Raw genomic sequence first — 15,522 nt, 5'->3', positions numbered from 1 at the left:
GGGTGCGTCAGTCCTTTTGCAGAATGCGCGCGACGTAGTCGCGGGCGATGAGGCGCGCTTGGTCGATGGTGAGCGGGCCGTTGGACAGCGCGCAACGCAGCCACAGCCCCTCGATCATGGCCGCCAGGCCGGCGGCGGCGATGTGCGCCTCGTCCTTCGGGAGCAGGAGCTTGAAGGAATAGCGCAGGTTGCTCAGCAGGCGCCGTTCGTTGATCTTCTGGATGCGCCACAGGGCGGGGGAGGTGCGCGCCTCCGACCAGAAGGCGAGCCAGGCCGAGACCGATTCCGGCTCGGTCTGCCCGGTCGAGAAGTTGGCCTGGATGATGGCCTCGATGCGCTCTTCCGGCGTCTCGGCGGCCCTCAGGCGTTTCAGGGTCTCCGCCAGCAGGTCCTGCGCCAGCGAGCGCATGGTGGCGGCCAGCAGGCCGGCCTTGTCGTCGAAGTAGTGGGCGACGATGCCGCCCGACAACCCCGCGGTCTTGGAGATGCGCGAGATGGTCGCGTTGGCGAAGCCCTGCTCGTGGATCGAGGTGATGGTCGCCGCGATCAACTGCCGCCGCCGCAGATCTTCCATTCCGACCTTGGGCATGGGTCTTCGCGGCCTCCGTGAACGCAAGAAAAGGGGACTCCGCACCTGGGGCGCCGAGCCTAGAGATACAGAGGTATTTTATTTTGATTGAACGTTCAATCAAAAAAACATAACCTCGCCCCTTCGGTTCCATAGCAGCCATCGAAGCTGTTTATGACAATGATGGAGCCCGGCAGCGGTTTTCACCGGCAGGCCGGGCCGGCCGCCCGGCGCAAGGCCGCGGCGGTGTCGAACAGACAGGGAAATTGGGGAAAGAGGAGGCATTACATGACCAAGACCATCTTCGCGAGAGGCAGCCTTGGCGCCGCCGTCACCGCGCTGAGCTTCGCCGCCGTGATCGGCAGCGCCCAGGCGGCCGATCCGGCAGCCTGCAAGGAAGTGAGCTTCGCCGACGTCGGCTGGACCGACATCACCGCCACCACGGCGGCCACCTCGGTGGTGCTGGAAGGCCTGGGTTACGAGCCCGAGGCGGAGGTGCTTTCCGTGCCGGTGACCTACGCCAGCCTGAAGAACGGCGACATCGACATCTTCCTCGGCAACTGGATGCCGACCATGGAAGGCGACCTCGCCAAGTACCGTGACGAGGGCTCGGTCGAGGTGCTGGGCGTGAACCTGGAAGGCGCCAAGTACACCCTGGCGGTGCCGAAGTACACGGCGGACAAGGGCATCAAGGACTTCGCCGACATCGCCAAGTTCAAGGACGATCTGGACGGCAAGATCTATGGCATCGAGCCGGGCAACGACGGCAACCGCCTGATCCTCGACATGATCGACGGCGACGCCTTCGGCCTGAAGGGCTTCGAGGTGGTCGAATCCTCCGAACAGGGCATGCTGGCCCAGGTCGCCCGCGCGGCGAAGCGCAAGGAAGACATCGTCTTCCTGGGCTGGGCGCCGCACCCGATGAACAACAACTTCGACCTGGTCTACCTCTCGGGCGGCGACGATTACTTCGGCCCGAACTACGGCGGGGCCACGGTCTACACCAACGTGCGCAAGGGCTACACGGCTGAGTGCCCCAACGTCGGCAAGCTGTTGAGCAACCTGAAGTTCAGCCTGCCGATGGAAGGCGCCATCATGGGCGCGATCCTGGATGACGGCCAGGAGCCGAACGACGCGGCGACGGCCTGGCTGAAGGCCAACCCGGGCGTGCTGGACGGCTGGCTGGCTGGCGTCCAGACCATCGACGGCAAGGACGGCCTGGCCGCGGTGAAGGCCCATCTCGGCCTGTAGTCTTTGGCTGCTAAGCGTGTAAGCTTGGAACGGTCAGGCCCTGCGGCCTGGCCGTTCCGCTTTCTGGGAGACTTAGGGGACAAGGGGCCCAGTCATGGACTTCATCGAGAACTATAAGATTCCGCTCGGGAACTGGATCAGCGACTTCGTCGATTTCCTGAATGACCATGCCGCCTGGTTCTTCAATTTCATCTCCGATGTTCTGGGCTTCCTGATCGAGGGGCTGATCGATGTCCTGCAGGCGGTGCCGGGGCTGCTGCTGATCGCCCTCATCGGTGCCTTCGCCTATTGGCTGCACCGCTCGATCTGGCTGGTGGTCGGGATCGTGCTGTCGCTGCTGCTGATCGTGAACATCGGCTATTGGGAAGAGACCATCGAGACGCTGGCGCTGGTGATCTTCGCCACCGCGACCTGCATGATTGTCGGCGTGCCCGTCGGCATCGCCGCGGCGCACCGGCCCTGGCTCTACACCGCCATCCGCCCGGTGCTGGACCTCATGCAGACCATCCCCACCTTCGTCTACCTGATCCCGACGCTGATCCTCTTCGGCCTCGGCGTGGTGCCGGGCCTGATCTCCACCGTGATCTTCGCCATCCCGGCGCCGATCCGGCTCACCTACCTCGGCATCTCTTCGGTGCCCAAGAACCTCTACGAGGCCGGGGAGTCCTTCGGCGCCACCAAGAGCCAGCTGCTGTGGAAGGTGGAGTTGCCCCACGCCCTACCGACGATTATGGCGGGCCTCACCCAGTGCATCATGCTGTCGCTTTCCATGGTGGTTATCGCCGCCCTGGTGGGCGCCGACGGCCTGGGCAAGCCGGTGGTGCGCGCGCTCAATACCGTGAACATCGCCCGCGGTTTCGAGGCCGGGCTGGCCATCGTCATCGTCGCCATCCTGCTGGACCGCATCTGCAAGCAGCGCGGCCTCAACCAGAAGGAGCGCTGAGCGATGACCGGAAGCGGAATGAAGGTCGTCGATTTCCAGAACGTCGACATTATTTTCGGCAAGGACCCGCAGAAGGCGCTGACCCTGCTGGACCAGGGCGCGGAGCGCGACGAGATCCTGGCGAAGACCGACAACGTGATCGGCGTGGCCGGGGCCTCGCTGACCATCGAGGAAGGCGAGATCTGTGTCCTCATGGGGCTTTCCGGCTCCGGCAAGTCGACCCTGCTGCGCGCCGTCAACGGCCTCAACAAGGTGACCCGCGGCAAGATCCTGGTGCGCGACACCGACAACCTGGTGGACGTTGCCTCCTGCGATGCCCGCACTCTGCGCCACCTGCGCATGAACCGCGTCGCCATGGTGTTTCAGCAGTTCGCCCTGCTGCCCTGGCGCACGGTGGCGGAGAACGTCGGCCTGGGCCTGGAACTGCGCGGCATGGACAAGGCCGAGCGCGCGGCCATCGTCGAGGAGAAGCTGGAGCTGGTCGGCCTCTCCCAGTGGAAGGACAAGTTCGCGCATGAGCTTTCCGGCGGCATGCAGCAGCGTGTCGGCCTGGCCCGCGCCTTCGCCACCGACGCGGACATCCTGCTGATGGACGAGCCCTTCTCGGCGCTCGACCCGCTGATCCGCGACCACCTGCAGGACGAGCTGCTGGAACTGCAGCAGCGCCTGAAGAAGACCATCATCTTCGTCAGCCACGACCTGGACGAGGCCCTGAAGCTGGGCACCCACATCGCCATCATGGAGGGCGGGCGCATCGTGCAGTACGGCGCGCCGGAGCACATCGTGCTGGAGCCCGCCAACGAATACGTGGCCGAGTTCGTCGCCCACATGAACCCGCTGAACGTGCTGCGCGGCGGCTCCCTCATGACGCCGCTGGAGCAGTTGAAGCGGGAGGACGACGAGGTTCTGCTGGACCGCGCCGGTCGTGTGCGGGTTAAGCTGAACGGCAGCGGCAGCCCGGAGTCGGTCTCACTGGACGGCTACCTCGGCCGCCTGACGCCCTACGAGCCGGGCATGGACATCGCCGCGCTGCCCTCTACGGCGCTGATCACCGCGCCCTGCGACATGTCCATGCGCGTCGCCATCGAGCTGCGCCAGGCGACCGGCCAGCCGGTGGCCCTGGTGGAGGACGGCAAGCTGGTCGGCGTCTGCGGCGACGAGGAGATCTACGCCGGCATCCTGCGCCAGAGCAGCGTCGCCGACAAAGCGCCGGAGACCGGCCTGTGAAAATAGAGGGCATCCTCTTCGACAAGGACGGCACCCTGCTGGACTACGACGCCACCTGGGCGCCGCTGAACAAGCTGGCGGCGCTGGAGGCGGCGGGCGGCGATGCGGCCCTGGCCGAGCGTCTGCTGCAGGCCGGCGGCTACGACCCGGCGACCGACTCCCATGCGCCCAACTCGCTGCTGGTCAGCGCCAGCAACGACGTCATCGCCGGCTCCTGGGCCGAGATGCTGGGCGCCGACCCGGCCCATCTGACAGACCGCATCACCGCGATCTTCGAGGCCAGCAGCGCCGCGACCGCCGTCGCCGTGCCCGGCATGGAGGCGGTGCTGGCAGCCCTGAAAGGCCGGGGCCTCGCCCTAGGCGTCGCCACCAACGACAGCGAGGACAGCGCCTACGCCAGCCTGGAGCCCTTCGGTGTCGTCGAGCATTTCACCTACGTCGCCGGCTTCGACAGCGGCCACGGCTCCAAGCCGGGCCCTGGCATGGTGGCGGGTTTCTGCGAGGCGACGGGCCTCGCGCCCGATGCGGTCGCCGTGGTCGGCGACAGCCACCACGACATGGAGATGGGCCGCAGCGCCGGGGCGGGCCTGCTGGTCGGCGTGCTCACCGGCACCGGCGGCCGCGACGACCTGGCCCCCCACGCCCACCACGTGCTGGACAGCATCCTGGAACTGGAAGCGCTGCTGGACGCGCTGGCCGGGAAGAGAAGCGCCTGAAACGCAGGACGTCACCCTCGGGCTTGACCCGAGGGTCCATGGTACGACCTGGCCCGCTACCGACATGGATGCTCGGATCAAGTCCGAGCATGACGGTTTTGGTTTGTGGCCAGCCCTACAGCACGTCCCCGCCCAGTTCGGGAAAGACTTTCGACACCTTGCTCAGCAGGTAGTCGCCGTAGGTGCCGGTGAAGGCCTGCAGGTCGGCGTCGTCCCAGCGCGGCACGCTGGCGCCCTGACCCTTCGCCGCCTCTGGCGGCAGGGGGACCATCTCGGCGGCGAAGTCGGGATCGAAGAAGAGGGGGAAGGAGAGGCGCTCCTCGCCGCTGTCGTTGCGCACCCGGTGCGGGGTCGAGAGGTACCAGCCGCCGGTGAGGCGGTCGAGCATGTCGCCGATGTTGCAGACCAGGGTGCCGGGCAGGGGCGGGGCGGCGATCCAGCCCTCCGGGGTCTTCACCTGCAGGCCGCCGTGGCGGTCCTGCGCCAGCAGGGTGAGCAGACCATAGTCGGTGTGCTCGCCGACGCCCCAGTTCTCGCCGCCGTCGGTGGCGGGCGGGGTCGGCGGATAGTGGAAGATGCGGAACAGTACCGTGGGATCGGCGGTGTAGTGCTTCGCGAAGTAATCGGCCTCCAGGCCGAGCGAGAGCGCCACGCCCTCCAGCAGGTGGTGCGCCGCCCGCGCCGCCGCCGCCATGTAGTCGGTGACGGCGGGCTTCAGCTCCGGCACCTCCTCCGGCCAGAGGTTGGCGCCGTGCAGCGGCCAGCCGGCCTTCACGCGCGGGTGGTCCGCCGGCAGCTCCGTGCCGAAGTAGAGCCCTTCCTTGCCGTCGGGCCGCCCGGAGGTCAGCTCGCCGCCCAGCGGGAAGAAGCCGCGCCAGGCGCGCCCGCCCTTTGCCATGGGAATACGCAGCTTCACCTCTTCGGGGAGGTCGAAGAACTTGCGCGCCGCTGTGTCGAGCCGCGCCAGGATGTCGTCTGTAACGCCGTGACTGGTGACGTAGAAGAAGCCGAAGCGCCGGCAGGCGCTCTCGATTTCCCGCGCGACACTTTCCCGCCCGGCCGCCTCGTCGCGCCGGAACAACGGCGCCATGTCGATGACGGGCAGGGAGGCGGTCATGGGGACTAGCCTTCCGCCCGAGCCCGGCGTCCCCCGGCGCGTCCGCCGCGCCGCCGGCCTTCCGGGGCGGCGGGCAGCTCGCCCAGCGGGGCGCCTTGTTGCTGCACGGCGCCCTTGGAGATCTCGCCCAGCTTGGCGACCACGGTGGCCATGTCGGGCGCCTCACCTTTCTCGTGGTTCTCCAGGGCCGCGCGCATGGCCTTGATATGGGTCGGCGAGGTGCCGCAGCAGCCGCCGATGATGCGCACCCCGGCGTCGAGCGCCAGGCGGGCGTAGTCGGCCATCAGCTCCGGCGTGCCGGAGTATTCGATCTCGCCGTCGACGTACTGCGGGATGCCGCAGTTGCTCTTGGCGACCAGCACGTCGCCCTCGGCCTTGGCGCTCTCCAGGTTCAGGAGGGCGGCCATGAGCTCCGAGGCGCCGGTGCCGCAGTTACCACCGAAGGCGAGGGGGCGCGGCTGCAGCTCGTGCGCCAGTTGGGCGAGCTGCGCCGGGGTCACGCCCATCATGGTGCGCCCGTTGGTGTCGAAGGAGAGAGTGACCACGTAGGGCAGCCCGGCGGCCGTGGCGCCCATGACCGCGGCCTTCACCTCGTCGACCGAGGACATGGTCTCTATCCAGGCGACATCGGCGCCGCCGGCGGCCAGGCCCTTGGCCTGTTCCTCAAAGGCCTTGGCGCCGGCCTCGATGGTCAGCGGGCCCAGCGGCTCGAAGAGGTCGCCGGTCGGCCCCATGGAGCCGGCGACGATGACGTCCTCGCGCCCGGCTTCATCCGCAGCGCGGTGGGCCAGCTCGGCGGCGGCCTTGTTGATCTCGAAGACCCTGTCCTCGGCCTTGTGCAGCTTCAGCCGGTTGGCGGTGCCGCCGAAGGTGTTGGTCAGGACGATGTCCGAGCCCGCGTCGATGAAGCTGCGGTAGTGCTTCACCACGTCGTCCGGGCGCTCCAGGTTCCACAGCTCCGGCGCGTCGCCGTGCTGCAGGCCCATGGCGAAGAAGTTGGTGCCGGTGGCTCCATCGGCCAGCAGCCAGGGGCGGGACTTCAGCAGGTCGGTCAGGCGGTCGGACATAGAGCAGCACAGGTCCTTGTTGAGGGTCGGAGCCGGACGATAGGCCTTGAGAGAGAGGAGGGCAAGAAGGGCCCCCCACCCTAACCCTCCCCCACGAAGGGGGGAGGGAACTCTCTTGCGGGGAGAGCCGCACAACCACTCCCTCCCCCTTGATGGGGGAGGGTTCGGGAGGGGGTGGGGTAACCGCCGGTTACGACTTCATCCGCTCGTTGGCCGGGTCGTAGAGGGCCTTCATACCGACGGCCTCGACCTGGACCGGGAACTTCTGATTGAAGTACTCGATCTCCAGCTTGCGGCCCTCCTCGCAGTAGTCCTGCGGCAGGTAGCCCAGCGCGATGTTCTTTCCGACCGAGGGGCCGTAGGCCAGGCTGGTCGTGAAGGAGCGCCGGCCGAGCGAATCGATCAGCACCTCGTTGGTCTTGGGGTCGACGATCGGGCAGTTGCCCATCATGAAGCGCGCCACGCCGTCCTTGTCGACATTGTCCGTCACCGTCAGCGTGCAGAGCATCGCCGGCTGGTGCGGGAGTTCGCGCTGCTTCAGGTAGGCGGCCTTGCCGTGGAAGTCGGCGGCCTTGACCTTCGGACGGGCGAGACCGGCTTCGACCAGGTTGTAGTCGGTCAAAAGGTCCGCGTTCTGCAGGCGCAGGCTCTTTTCCAGGCGGCGGCTGTTGGCGTAGGTCTCGACGCCGATCGGGGTGATGCCGATCTCAAGGAACATATCGTAGAGCGCCAGGCCGTAGCTGAGCGGGAAGTGAAGCTCCCAGCCCTGCTCACCGACATAGGAAATGCGGAAGCCCTTCACCGGAATGCCGCGCAGGGTGAAGTCCTTGCAGGCACCGAAGGCGAAGTTCTCCGGATCGAGGCCGGCCGGATCGTCGGCCAGCTTCTTCAGGTTCTCGCGGGCGTTGGGTCCCCAGACGCCGATACAGCCATAGTGATCGGTCCGGTCCTCGACAAAAACCGACCATTCCTTGTCCTGCGTCATGCGGCGCAGGTAGGTGGCGTCCCGGTTGCCGGCGTCGCCGCCGTCGATGACGCGGAAGCGGTCCTCGGCCAGGCGCAGGACGGTCAGGTCCGCCTGCACGCCGCCGGCCGAGTCGAGGAAGTTGGTGTAGACGCCCTTGCCAACCGGTGTGTCGCCCGCGACCTTGGAGGAGGAGACATACTCCATCAACTGCTCCGCGTCGCGGCCCGAGACGTCGTAGATCGCGAAGTGCGACAGGTTCACCATGCCGACGTTCTCGGAGAGCTCCAGGTGCTCGGCGTTGGAGACGCGCCAGAAATGGCGGTTGTCCCACTCGTTCTGGCGCTCCGGCACGCGATCGGCGTACTTGGCCAGCAGGGTTTCCTCGTTGGAGGCGTAGCCGTGCGCCCGTTCCCAGCCGGCGATCTCCATGAAATAGCCGCCCAGTTCCTTCTCACGCAGATAGAAGGGCGCACAGCGCAGGTTCCGGCCCTTGGAGTAGGGCTCACGGTTGTGGACGGGCGGATTGTAGATCTTGAACGCCGTCTCGTAACAGCGGTCGTAGATGTATTTCTCCGACTTCTGAATCGGATAGTAGCGGGCGTAGTCGATGGCGTGATGGTCGATCTCGGTCCGGCCGTCGGTCATCCAGTCGGCGATCAGCTTGCCGGTGCCGGGGCCGTCCTTGATCCAGACGGAGACGCCGTACCACAGGCCGCGCACGTCCGGCGACTCGCCGATCGAGGGCCCGCCGTCGGCGGTCACCTGCAGCAGCCCATTGAAGGAGTGCTTCTCGTTGTAGCCGAGTTCCCCGAGGATCGGGGTCAGCTCCATCGCGCGCTCCATCGGCTCGATGACCTGCTCCATCTCGAGGTCGCGCTGGGAGGGGGAGAGGCGGGCCTCCTCCTTCTCCAGCAGGTCGCGCGGATGGCAGAGGCGGGGCTCCTTCTCTTCGTAATAGCCCCATTCGATCTGGCCGCCCTCGGTCGACTTGGGATCGCCGGTATCGCGCAGATAGGCGGAGTTGCCCTGGTCGCGCAGCAGCGGATAGCCGATTTCCTTGCCGGTGCCTTCGAACTCGTTGAACGGTCCGAAGAAGGTCAGCGGGTGGTCGACCGGCATGACCGGCAGGTCCTCGCCCGCCATCTCCGCGATCAGGCGGCCCCAGAGGCCGGCGCAGACGACGACGTAGGGCGTCTCGATGTAGCCGCGCTTGGTGTGGACGCCCTTGATGCGGCCGTTCTCGATGTCCAGGCCGGTGCAGGGATTGTTGGCGATGGTTTCCAGCTTGCCGCTTTCCTCGGCCTCGCGGATCATCTCGCCGGCGACGACCTGGGAGCGCGGGATCACCAGGCCCGCGTCCGGATCCCACAGCGCACCCTGGATGACGTCCTCGTCGACCAGCGGCATCAGTTCCTTCACCTTCTTCGCCGTGATCATCTCGACCCGGTTGCCGAAGGCGCGACCCGAACTGACCCGGCGTTCGAGTTCGCGCATCCGTTCGTCGTCGCCCTTGCGGGCGACCTCGATGCCGCCGATGCGCGCGTAGCGGCCGCGTTTCTCGAAGAAGTCGATGCTGTACTTGGTCGTGAAGATGGTGATCTGGTCGTGCATCGTGTTGAAGCAGAAGTCCGAGGCATGACCGGTCGAGCCGATATCGGTCGGGATGCCCGACTTGTCGATCCCGATGATGTTGTCCCAGCCCCGCTCGATCAGGTGATGGGCAACGGAGGCCCCGACGATGCCGCCCTGTCCGATGATCACCACGTCCGCGTTCTTGTGGAACTGCGCCATTACTACCGTCTCCGACTAAGAAAAATGTGCCGCCCGCGGGCCCTTCTCGGGCCGGCCTCGCCAACGCCTCTCAACGGGGCAGCGACCCCGCCCCGGCAAGGCGCCTATTCTTTCCCGAAGCGGCCCGTGGCGCTCCCAGTCTCCGCGACTGCATTTGTCGAATCTCCGACACCCCGCCGGGACCTTCGGCGACGCTTGCCGGCCCCTGCCGCCAAGGGGCGGAAACCCTTGGCTCGCGGGGTCCCGCCGGAGGCTCTGGGGGAGGCCCCTGGCACGCCGCAGATTCACCGGTGGCAGTCGCCGCTGCGACAGAGCGCGGCCCGGCCGCAGCCGGATAATTCCCCATTGATTTCATATGTCTTCATGGTGGGGACCAGGACATGCCCAACACAGTAGAAGCCGAGGGCGATATGCCCGCCGCCGAGACCGGCGGCGAGGCCGTGGAAGGCCGCGGGCGTCGCGGACGCGGCGGCGGCGGCGCCGGTGCGCGTCGCGCCCTGCGCACCAGCGGCACGGCGGTGAAGAACCGCTATATCGAGCGACATCTGCCGCCCTGTGAGCTGCTCTCCGAGGAAGGACTGGCGCTGGTCGAGCACAACGCCGAAACGGTGCTGGAGGAGATCGGCATCGAGTTCCGCGAGGATCCGGAGGCGCTGGAGCTGTGGAAGCAGGCCGGGGCCCAGGTGGACGGGGAGCGGGTGCGCTTCCCGCGCGGCCTCTGCCGCAAGCTCTGCGAGACCATCCCGGCGCAGTTTACCCAGCACGCCCGCAACCCCGAGCGCTCGGTGGTCATCGGCGGCAACACCACGGTCTTCGCCCCGGTTTACGGCCCGCCCTTCGTGCGTGACCTGGAAGGCGGGCGGCGCTACGCCACCATCGAGGACTTCCAGAACTTCGTGAAGCTGGCCTACATGGCCCCGGCGCTGCACCACTCCGGCGGCACGGTCTGCGAGCCGGTCGACATTCCGGTGAACAAGCGCCACCTGGACATGGTCTACGCGCACCTGCGCTACTCCGATATGCCCTTCATGGGCTCGGTGACCGCGCCGGATCGCGCCGAGGACTCCGTCACCATGGCCAAACTGGTTTTCGGCGACGACTTCGTCGAGAACAACACGGTAATGATCAACCTGATCAACGCCAACTCGCCCTTGACCTTCGATGCCACCATGCTGGGCGCCCTGAAGGTCTATGCGCGCAACAACCAGGCCTGCATCGTCACCCCCTTCATCCTGGCCGGCGCCATGGCGCCGGTGACGGCGCTGGGCGTGATGACCCAGACCCTGGCCGAGGCCCTGGCCGGCCTGGCCTTCACCCAGCTGGTGCGCCCGGGCGCGCCGGCGGTGCTGGGCAGCTTCGCCTCCTCCATGTCCATGCAGTCGGGCGCGCCGACCTTCGGCACGCCGGAGCCCGCGCTGGTGCTCTACGGCATGGCGGCCCTGGCGCGGCGCCTGGGCGTGCCCTTCCGCTCCGGCGGCTCGCTCTGCGGCTCCAAGGTGCCCGACGCCCAGGCCGCACACGAGAGCTCCCAGACCTTGCTGCCCACGGTGTTGGGCGGGGTGAACTTCGTGCTTCACGCGGCGGGCTGGCTGGAAGGCGGCCTGGTGGCCTCCTACGAGAAGTTCGTCATCGACGCCGACCAGCTCGGCATGATGCAGGCCTTCTGCGGCGGCTACGACATGACTGAGAACGGCCAGGCCATGGACGCCCTCCGCGAGGTCGGGCCGGGCAGCCACTTCCTGGGCTGCGCCCATACCCGCGCCAACTTCGAGACGGCCTTCTACCGCTCCTCCATCGCCGACAACAACTCCTTCGAGCAGTGGGAAGCGGAAGGCGGCCAAGACGCCTATCAGCGCGCCAACGGCCTGTGGAAGAAGATGCTGGCCAACTACGAGGCGCCGGCGATCGACCCCGGCATCGATGAGGCGCTCAAGGCCTTCATCCAAGAGCGCAAGGACTCCATGCCCGACGCCTTCTCCTAAGGGGTGCGGTCAGCCGGCCCCCAGTTCCTGGCGCAGCAGCTCCGCCCCGGCGCCCAGGGCCTTCAGCTTGCCCTCGGCGACCGCCACCGGCAGGGGGGCGAGCCCGCAGTTGGTGCAGGCGACCATGCGTTCGGCGTCGACGAAGTCCAGCGCCGCACGCAGGGTGGCGGCCACTTCCTCCGGCGTCTCGACCTCGAGGCTGGCCACGTCGATGGCGCCGACCAGGACGACCTTGTTCGGCAGCAGGCTGATCAGTGACAGCGGAACGTGCGAGTGTGCGCATTCCAGCGAAACCTGCTGGATGTTGCACTCGTTGAGCGCCGGGAAGAACTCTTCGTACTGGCGCCATTCATTGCCGAGCGTCTTTTTCCAGTCGATGTTCTCCTGGATGCCGTAGCCGTAGCAGATGTGCACCGCCGTCGTGCAGGAGAGGCCATCGATGGCGCGGTTCAGGCAGTCGACACCCCAGGTCGCGGCCTCCTTGGTAAAGGCGTTGAAGGCCGGCTCGTCGAACTGGATGACGTCGACCCCGGCGGCTTCCAGCTCCCGGGCTTCGTCGTTCAGCAGCTCGGCGAAGGCCATGGCCATCTTGGGACGGTCACCGTAGTAGGCGTCGGCGATGGTGTCGCAGATGGTCATCGGGCCGGGTAGGGTGAACTTGAGGCGGTTCGCGGTGTTGGCGCGGCAGAACTTGGCGCTCTCAACGTGAACCGGTAGCGGCCGGCGCACCGCCTGCGTTACCGTGGGCACCTGGGCGTCGTAACGGTCGTTGCGGATGCCCATGGTGGTGATGCGCTGCCAATCGATGCCCTCAATGTGCTCCAGGAAGCCGTGGACGAAGTGCTTGCGGAACTGCTCGCCGTCGCTGACGATGTCGATGCCCGCCTCCTCTTGGAAGCGCAGCCAGGCGAGCGCCGATTTCTTCTGGCCCTCCAGCAGCTCGTCGCCCTCGAGCCGCCAGGGGGCCCAGAGCTTCTCCGGCTCGGCCAGCCAGTCGGGTTTTGGCAGGCTGCCTGCCACGGTCGTCGGAATCATCGCATCCTCCCGCTCAAGCTGTTCTTTCCGCGATCGTGCGGCTTGGCGGCAGTGTAGCCCTCTCCGCTGTTCCGGCAAAATGCTTCTGAGCCGTTCTCGGCAAGGCCAGGGAAGACCGGCTTGACTGAGGCCAAGGTCCGCCGGAGTGTTTAAGATACAGAATATCCGCTGAGCAGGAGGAGGTTGCACCTGCGGCGGACCCAGGGGTGGAAGGAAGGTGAAAAGGATGAAAGCAAGACCTCACGGCAGACTGCCCGCTCTCACGGTCGGCTTACTGCTGGTCGGCCTCAGCTCACCGTCGATGGCCCAGGACGCCGCCGCGGGCAGGGCCCTGGCGGAGCAATGGTGCGCCGCCTGCCATGCTGTTGCCCCGGGTGAGGGCGGCAGCGACCAGGTTCCCTCCTTCGAGCGTATCGCCAAGGAAAGGGAACGATCCGAAGAATGGCTAAGGACCTGGCTGTCGGTGCCGCACCAGGCGATGCCGAACTTTTCGCTCAGCGACCAGGAAATCACCGATCTGGTGACTTACTTCCAGAGCTTGCGATGATCCGCGAGGTGAGCGCACCGCTCTGTTTCTAACCTACGGCGCCACGATCGCCACGCCGTATTCGCCCGCCGCGTCTTCCAGCCAACGCCAGAGATAGTCGGCGAAGGAGCGCCGGGTGTAGAGGTCGAAGGCCGGCTCCCCGTCTTCGCCTGGGCTCACCTGATGCAGCAGGATCGTCGCCTTCGACAGATGGCTCTGGGCACAGTGTCCGACCCCGCCGAAGGCGCGGGGGTGCAGGTCCAGCGGGCAGCCTTTCTCGATCACCTCGCGGGCCTTGGGGCCGGCGAGGTGAATGCAGACGTACTGCTCGCCGACTTCGGTCGTCGCCGCATGGAGGTCGCCCAGGGCGTCGCGCAGCTTGGCCGCCATCTGGGCTTCGGCCTCCGGCGCCGCGCCGTGCTGCAGCGCCAGCCACTCGTCCGGCCCCAGCCACAGCAGGGCGACTTCACCGTTCGTGGCGACGGTGTTGGGGGCGCTCGGCGGCTCGACGCCCAGGGCCTCGCGCAGCGCGGCGACGAAAGCCGGGTCGGCAACGTCGCCGCGCAGGTTGACGGCGGCGGGCAGCAGCTTCTCGCCCAGGCGTACTGCGGCCTTCTCTGGTTCCTCGCTGGTCCGCCCGGCGAGGCCCAGATGGTCGAGGGCGCTCTGTCGCAGATAGGAATCGATCATTTCAGGCGCTCCCCTTCCGGGTCGAAGAACACGGGGCTCTCGGCGATGATGCAGGGCACCACCTTGCCGTCGGCCAGCGGCGCGAAGATGGTCTCGCCCTTCTTGGCAAGGCCGCCCTTGATCAGCGCCAGGGCGATGGAGCGCCCGCAGTTCGGCGAGTAGTAGCTGGAGGTCACGTGGCCCAGCATCGGCATGGGCGGGTTGGGCAGCACCTGATCGACCAGCTGCGCGCCCTCGGGCAGCACCTCCTGCGGGTCCTTGGTCAGCAGGCCGACGAGTTGCTTGCGCTCGGGATTCGCCATGTCCGCGCGGGTGAGGGAGCGCTTGCCGACGAAGTCCTTGGTCTTGGAGACGATCCAGTCCATGTCGAGGTCCAGCGGCGTCACCGAGCCGTCGGTCTCCTGGCCGACGATGATATAGCCCTTCTCGGCGCGCAGCACGTGCATGGCCTCGGTGCCGTAGGGGGTGATGCCGTAACGCTCGCCTGCCGTCATCAGGGTCTGCCAGACCGCCATGCCGAAGGAGGCCGGCACGTTGATCTCGAAGGAACACTCGCCGGTGAAGGAGATGCGGAAGATGCGCGCCGGCACGCCCGCCACCCTGCCCGACGTATAGCCCATGTGCGGCAGCGCCTCGGGCGAGATGTCGGCGTCGGTCAGCTCGCCCAGCAGGTTGCGCGCGTTGGGCCCGGAGATCGTCATGGTCGCGAACTGCTCGGTCACCGAGGTCAGGTAGACCTTCAGGTCCGGCCACTCGGTCTGCAGGTAGTCCTCCAGGTGGGCCATTACGGCGGCGGCGTTGCCGGTCGTCGTGGTCATCAGGTAGTGCTGCTCGCCCAGGCGCGTGGTGACGCCGTCGTCCATCACCATGCCGTCTTCCTTCAGCATCAGGCCGTAGCGGCAGCGCCCCACGGCGAGCTTCAGCCAGGCATTGGTGTAGACGCGGTTCAGGAACTCGGCGGCGTCGGGCCCCTGGATATCGATCTTGCCGAGCGTGGTGGCGTCGAGGATGCCCAGCGAGTCGCGCACCGCCTTCACCTCGCGGTTTACCGCGGCGTGGATGTCTTCGCCCTCCTGCGGATAGTACCAGGCGCGGCGCCACTGGCCGACGTCCTCGAAGAGGGCGCCGGTGCGCTCGTGCCAGGCGTGCATCGGCGTGCGGCGGACCGGGTCCAGCAGGTCGTCGACGTCACGCCCGGCGAAAGCGCCGAAAGTGACCGGCGTGTAGGGCGGGCGGAAGGTGGTGACGCCCACGTCCGGCAGATGTCTATCGACCGTTTCGGCGACGATGCCGATGGCGTTGACGTTGCCCATCTTGCCCTGGTCGGTGGCCATGCCGGTGGTGGTGTAGCGCTTCACGTGCTCGATGGAGCTATAGCCTTCGCGCAAAGCCAGCTTCAGGTCGGCGGCGGTGACGTCGTTCTGCTGATCGACGAAGTGCTTGGCCTTGTGGCCCAGCGGATGCTCGCCGGGGATCAGCCACAGCCAGCGGCCGGGCAGGAAATCCCTATCGTCCGCATCTGGGGCGTCCACCCGTGCCGCTTCGCCGCCGGCGGCGGAGAAACCGCTGTCGGCGGGCGGCGCCGCCCCCGCCTCCGCCCCCTCCCCCCGGCCGCCCCCGCGGGCCGAGGGGCCCCGGCCCG

13 protein-coding genes are annotated in these 15,522 nt (G+C 67.3%); 6 read left to right on the top strand and 7 right to left on the bottom strand.

Annotated features, from left to right (window positions below; genetic code table 11):
• Positions 1 to 7: 7 nt before the first annotated feature.
• Positions 8 to 589, bottom strand: a complete 582-nt coding sequence (betI, locus tag H7X47_RS08490) for a transcriptional regulator BetI (RefSeq protein ID WP_193368228.1) — start codon at positions 587 to 589, stop codon at positions 8 to 10.
• Between the two features lie 267 nt (positions 590 to 856).
• On the opposite strand from betI, the gene H7X47_RS08485 reads away from it, so the two are divergent.
• From H7X47_RS08485 to H7X47_RS08470, 4 genes are all read left to right on the top strand, one after another.
• A complete protein-coding gene (locus H7X47_RS08485; RefSeq protein ID WP_193368227.1) occupies positions 857 to 1,819 on the top strand; it encodes a choline ABC transporter substrate-binding protein in 963 nt (320 codons plus the stop codon).
• A 94-nt stretch (positions 1,820 to 1,913) separates the two neighbouring features.
• The gene (choW, locus tag H7X47_RS08480) at positions 1,914 to 2,762 is read left to right on the top strand and encodes a choline ABC transporter permease subunit (RefSeq protein WP_193368226.1); all 849 of its coding nucleotides are present in this window, start codon (positions 1,914 to 1,916) and stop codon (positions 2,760 to 2,762) included.
• 3 nt (positions 2,763 to 2,765) lie between these two features.
• Positions 2,766 to 3,989 carry a choline ABC transporter ATP-binding protein gene (gene choV, locus H7X47_RS08475; RefSeq protein ID WP_322096463.1) on the top strand — a complete coding sequence of 408 codons (1,224 nt, stop codon included), beginning with the start codon at positions 2,766 to 2,768 and terminating at the stop codon, positions 3,987 to 3,989.
• Entirely contained in the window at positions 3,986 to 4,705 is a 720-nt protein-coding gene (locus H7X47_RS08470; protein ID WP_319633563.1) for an HAD family hydrolase, read from the top strand. Before choV ends, H7X47_RS08470 begins: the two co-directional genes overlap by 4 nt.
• A gap of 115 nt (positions 4,706 to 4,820) precedes the next feature.
• Here the strand turns inward: H7X47_RS08470 and H7X47_RS08465 are convergent, their stop codons facing one another.
• From H7X47_RS08465 to H7X47_RS08455, 3 genes are all read right to left on the bottom strand, one after another.
• The gene (locus H7X47_RS08465) at positions 4,821 to 5,822 is read right to left on the bottom strand and encodes an isopenicillin N synthase family dioxygenase (protein WP_193368225.1); all 1,002 of its coding nucleotides are present in this window, start codon (positions 5,820 to 5,822) and stop codon (positions 4,821 to 4,823) included.
• Positions 5,823 to 5,827: 5 nt separating this feature from the next.
• Complete coding sequence (bmt, locus tag H7X47_RS08460; protein WP_193368224.1) at positions 5,828 to 6,889, bottom strand: betaine--homocysteine S-methyltransferase; 1,062 nt, start codon at positions 6,887 to 6,889, stop codon at positions 5,828 to 5,830.
• A 190-nt stretch (positions 6,890 to 7,079) separates the two neighbouring features.
• A complete protein-coding gene (locus tag H7X47_RS08455; protein WP_193368223.1) occupies positions 7,080 to 9,647 on the bottom strand; it encodes a GcvT family protein in 2,568 nt (855 codons plus the stop codon).
• 380 nt (positions 9,648 to 10,027) lie between these two features.
• On the opposite strand from H7X47_RS08455, the gene H7X47_RS08450 reads away from it, so the two are divergent.
• Positions 10,028 to 11,629 (top strand): trimethylamine methyltransferase family protein, encoded by a 1,602-nt coding sequence (locus H7X47_RS08450; RefSeq protein ID WP_322096462.1) that lies wholly within the window; start codon positions 10,028 to 10,030, stop codon positions 11,627 to 11,629.
• 9 nt (positions 11,630 to 11,638) lie between these two features.
• Here H7X47_RS08450 and H7X47_RS08445 read toward each other — a convergent pair whose 3' ends face one another.
• Positions 11,639 to 12,664: a methionine synthase gene (locus tag H7X47_RS08445; RefSeq protein WP_193368222.1), complete on the bottom strand. Its 1,026-nt coding sequence runs from the start codon at positions 12,662 to 12,664 to the stop codon at positions 11,639 to 11,641.
• A gap of 226 nt (positions 12,665 to 12,890) precedes the next feature.
• On the opposite strand from H7X47_RS08445, the gene H7X47_RS08440 reads away from it, so the two are divergent.
• Positions 12,891 to 13,211 (top strand): c-type cytochrome, encoded by a 321-nt coding sequence (locus tag H7X47_RS08440; protein ID WP_193368221.1) that lies wholly within the window; start codon positions 12,891 to 12,893, stop codon positions 13,209 to 13,211.
• Positions 13,212 to 13,244: 33 nt separating this feature from the next.
• On the opposite strand, the gene H7X47_RS08435 is transcribed toward H7X47_RS08440, so the two are convergent.
• Together H7X47_RS08435 and H7X47_RS08430 are read right to left on the bottom strand one after the other, a co-directional pair.
• Positions 13,245 to 13,880 (bottom strand): sarcosine oxidase subunit gamma, encoded by a 636-nt coding sequence (locus H7X47_RS08435; RefSeq protein ID WP_193368220.1) that lies wholly within the window; start codon positions 13,878 to 13,880, stop codon positions 13,245 to 13,247.
• On the bottom strand, positions 13,877 to 15,522 hold a 1,646-nt coding region (locus H7X47_RS08430; RefSeq protein ID WP_319633562.1), incomplete at its 5' end, for a glycine cleavage T C-terminal barrel domain-containing protein. The genes H7X47_RS08430 and H7X47_RS08435, both read right to left, overlap by 4 nt.

Source organism: Pelagibius marinus (genome assembly GCF_014925385.1).
In the GTDB taxonomy this organism is placed as follows: Bacteria; Pseudomonadota; Alphaproteobacteria; order Kiloniellales; family Kiloniellaceae; genus Pelagibius; species Pelagibius marinus.
Note: the sequence above shows the minus strand (reverse complement) of the source record. Positions and strands in the feature narration are given on the sequence as shown.

Coding starts and splice junctions, on each gene's coding strand:
- H7X47_RS08440 (WP_193368221.1), top strand. CDS start 12,891: ATGAAAGCAAGACCTCACGGCAGACTGCCCGCTCTCACGGTCGGCTTA.
- H7X47_RS08465 (WP_193368225.1), bottom strand. CDS start 5,822: ATGACCGCCTCCCTGCCCGTCATCGACATGGCGCCGTTGTTCCGGCGC.
- H7X47_RS08485 (WP_193368227.1), top strand. CDS start 857: ATGACCAAGACCATCTTCGCGAGAGGCAGCCTTGGCGCCGCCGTCACC.
- choV (WP_322096463.1), top strand. CDS start 2,766: ATGACCGGAAGCGGAATGAAGGTCGTCGATTTCCAGAACGTCGACATT.
- H7X47_RS08435 (WP_193368220.1), bottom strand. CDS start 13,880: ATGATCGATTCCTATCTGCGACAGAGCGCCCTCGACCATCTGGGCCTC.
- H7X47_RS08455 (WP_193368223.1), bottom strand. CDS start 9,647: ATGGCGCAGTTCCACAAGAACGCGGACGTGGTGATCATCGGACAGGGC.
- betI (WP_193368228.1), bottom strand. CDS start 589: ATGCCCAAGGTCGGAATGGAAGATCTGCGGCGGCGGCAGTTGATCGCG.
- H7X47_RS08445 (WP_193368222.1), bottom strand. CDS start 12,664: ATGATTCCGACGACCGTGGCAGGCAGCCTGCCAAAACCCGACTGGCTG.
- bmt (WP_193368224.1), bottom strand. CDS start 6,889: ATGTCCGACCGCCTGACCGACCTGCTGAAGTCCCGCCCCTGGCTGCTG.
- choW (WP_193368226.1), top strand. CDS start 1,914: ATGGACTTCATCGAGAACTATAAGATTCCGCTCGGGAACTGGATCAGC.
- H7X47_RS08450 (WP_322096462.1), top strand. CDS start 10,028: ATGCCCAACACAGTAGAAGCCGAGGGCGATATGCCCGCCGCCGAGACC.